Source organism: Mesorhizobium sp. M4A.F.Ca.ET.050.02.1.1 (assembly GCF_003997725.1).
Lineage (GTDB): Bacteria > Pseudomonadota > Alphaproteobacteria > Rhizobiales > Rhizobiaceae > Mesorhizobium.
On record NZ_RZSG01000689.1, the window covers coordinates 1 to 3,209 of the forward strand.

Annotated in this window: 3 protein-coding genes; 2 read left to right on the forward strand and 1 reads right to left on the reverse strand. The window is 61.8% G+C overall.

Features of this window, described 5'->3' with window-relative positions; translation table 11 throughout:
- Nucleotides 1-326 (reverse strand): helix-turn-helix domain-containing protein (locus EOA33_RS29375; protein ID WP_145989337.1); only part of this gene is annotated, 326 nt, incomplete at its 3' end.
- A 66-nt stretch (nucleotides 327-392) separates the two neighbouring features.
- On the opposite strand from EOA33_RS29375, the gene EOA33_RS29380 reads away from it, so the two are divergent.
- Both EOA33_RS29380 and EOA33_RS29385 read left to right on the forward strand, forming a co-directional pair.
- Entirely contained in the window at nucleotides 393-818 is a 426-nt protein-coding gene (locus EOA33_RS29380) for a VOC family protein (protein WP_126058801.1), read from the forward strand.
- A 291-nt stretch (nucleotides 819-1,109) separates the two neighbouring features.
- On the forward strand, nucleotides 1,110-3,209 hold a 2,100-nt coding region (locus EOA33_RS29385), incomplete at its 3' end, for a patatin-like phospholipase family protein (protein ID WP_210212624.1).

Genomic DNA, 3,209 nt, shown 5'->3' on the forward strand with positions numbered 1-3,209 from the left:
CGGCCCGGCGCCCGCATCGCCGCCAGATAGGCGTCCGAGCCGGCGATCAGCGCGTCGCGGGCAGGGAGCGAGGCGGGCGAGGCGCGCTCGACCTCTTCGGCCACCGCGGCAGCCTCCTGCTCGACCACGGCGGCAAACAGCGCCTGCTTGTCGGCGAAATGGTGATAGAGCGCGCCGCGGGTGACGCCGGCGGCGGCGACGATCTCCGGCGTGCCGGTCTCGGCATAGGACTTTTCGGTGAACAGTTTTCGCGCGGCGTCGATCAGGTCGGCGCGCGTCGCCTCGGTGCGATCGCGATTGGAGCGGCGCGCGGATTCTCGTTGCATACATGCAGCCTGTATGTTAATTGCATTTACATGCAGACTGTATGTTGTTTGACGGGAGAAGGAAAGATGAAGACGACGAGCTACTATCCGGTGCTGATGACAGGCGACGTCGCCGGTACGAAAGAATTTTATGTCGAGCATTTCGCCTTCAAGCCGCTGTTCGAGAGCGACTGGTATGTGCATCTGCAGTCGACCGAGGACCGCCGGGTCAATCTCGGCATCGTGCACGGCGACCACGAAACGATCCCGGAGGAAGGACGGGGCCGCACATCAGGTTTGCTGATCAATTTCGAGGTTGGCGACCCCGACGCGGTCTATGAGCGTGTCGTGGCGGCCGGCCTTCCGATCCTTCGCTCGCTACGCGATGAACCGTTCGGCCAGCGCCATTTCATCACCAGCGACCCGAACGGCGTGCTGATCGACGTGATCAAGCCGATCCCATTGAGCCCGGAATTTCAGGCGCAGTTTGTGCAGGAAGTGGAGGGCGGCTGAATGGGGATAGCGGGAAAGCAGGCGCGTTGCGGGCTCCGCCGCCTGAGCGAACGTCTTGCCCCACAAGTGATGAACCATAGTCAGCGCGCTGATCTTCTCCCATCTGCGAAGCAAGGCGCCTGATGCCGTCAAAATCGCTTGTGATTTTCAAGTTACGGATGATCTTGGTGACGGATTCACTTTCCAGACGGCGCTAATCCTTGCGAAAATGCTTGTGGCCTGTTGTATTGATCAGCAATAGCGGTGTCGGGGACAGCTATGGCCGGTCAAGGAGAGAAATCCGATTCTATCTTGTATACCGACGAATTCGAGACGGTTCTGCGATCAGAGTATGACGCCATCCTCGCTCGCCGCAAGGCGCTTGGCGTGGATGCTTCGAAAGATGCTGGGGGTGGCAAGCCCGATTCCGTTGCCAAGGGTGATCCGGCCTGGCTGTTTGGCGTGGCGCTTTCGGGTGGCGGGATAAGATCGGCTTCGTTCTGCCTCGGCGCGCTTCAGGCACTCGACCAGTACAAGCTCATACCGCGGATCGACTATCTGTCGACGGTATCGGGCGGCGGCTACATCGGATCGGCGATGATCGCCGACATGACGCGCCAGGAACTCGAGCAAGCGAAAAGTCTGGAACTCGATCCAGCGAAGAAAAGCGAGGACGGGCCGCTCGATTTTCCCTTCGCCTCGGGCGACGACGTGCGCGACAACGCGTTGGTCGGCCACATCCGCGACAACAGCCGTTTCCTGGCGCCGCGCGGCTTCCAGGATATCACGCTGTCGATCGGCATTCTGATGCGCGGCTGGATGGTCAATGTCCTGCTGTTGCTGACGCTGATCCTGCCGTTGGCGACATTCGTCATCCTGACCAACCCGACCACCGATCATCTCGGGCACAGCATCGTGCTCGACGTCGCCAACTGGCTCTTCGGCGACGATTGGGGCAAGGCGGGATGGGCCGCCAGCCTGCGATCGCTGGTGGCCAACCCGTTCGTGCTCTCGCGGTCGATGATGGTGGTTCTCGCCGTCTGGCTGGTCGTCTGGGGATTGCGACGGTCCTATACCGACAGCTATGCCTTTGCGCGCAAAGGCGAGCGCCTGGAACAGGACAGTAGATGGGCCAAGGGCGGTCGCACCCTGCTGCTGGTCACCGCCGGCCTGCTCCTGATTGAAATTCAGCCCAAGATCATTCTGTGGCTGATCGAGGTGACCTCTCCGAAGGCTGGTCATCGGCAGACGACAATGGAGACGCTCAAGGCGCTGATCACGGCGGCGGCGGCCATCGTCACAGCCACCGCCGCCTTCAGGGGCATTCTGATTTCCTGGCTGCAGAAGGCCCTGAATTCGCCGGGGATCGGACACCAGCTGCGCGGCTATCTGGCGCGCGCGGCGTTTCTCGCACTCGGTCTCGCCCTGCCCCTGCTGATCTACGGCTTCTTTCTGTTGATCACGATCTGGGGCATCAAGATCTTTTCGCCGATCACGATCTGGGGCTTCGACGTGTCGTGGCTGTTTGGCCGCGACAGCGGCTATGCCTACGGTCCAGCCTGGCTGACGGCCGACAATCGCGTCCTGTTCACGATCCTTGTCATATCGATGGCGCTGTTTCTGGCGGCGCGAACCTTTGTGGTTCGTTATCTCGCGGACGATCTGGCCCCCGGCCGGCTCAGTGGCTTCTTTGGCGCGATGAGGCATGACTATAGCGGATCGGTGGTCATCAAGGTGCTGCTGCTTATTGCATGCTCAGCCATTTTCGCCGTGGCAGCCAGGATGGCGAAAGGTGTCTGGCAGCATGACGAATCCACCGTACTGCTCAACTATTTGGCCATCAGCGCCATCGTCACATTTGTGGCCTTCAACTTCACCGAGAACGCCAATGGGTTGCACCGCCTTTACCGCGACCGGCTTCGGCAGGCATTTCGCCTCGGCGGCAGCGAAGATCAGGCCGACATCGCTCTGGATGCCCTCGGCGCGATGGCGCCCTATCTGTTGATAAACGGCACGTTGAATGTGCGCCGCGCCAGGGATGCCGGGCAAACGGCCGAGCCTCCGAAGAGGTCCGTTCTCGTCCGCGCGATTCGCTGGGTGGGCGCCAAGGTTGCCGCAGCCATAAGGTTGAGGGCCTGGTGGGGCGGGCCGGATATCATTCTGCCGGGCCACCATCGGCCAATCGCGCCCCCACCTGCCGTGCAAGTCCACAGCCTTCCCGAGGCCGACCCGAGCAAGAGAGGGCGCAACGCCGAATTCTTCCTGTTTTCAAAACATTTCGTCGGCAGCACCTCGACCGGATATGCGTCCTCGACAGCGATGGCCAAGGCGGAGGGGCAGCTGGACCTCGCGGCGGCGGCGGCGATTTCGGGCGCCGCCATCTCGTCGAGCATGGGTCGCACCAGCCTCGGC

Excerpts from the sequence above, each read along its gene's own strand:
- EOA33_RS29380 (WP_126058801.1), top strand. The coding sequence starts at position 393 with ATGAAGACGACGAGCTACTATCCGGTGCTGATGACAGGCGACGTCGCC.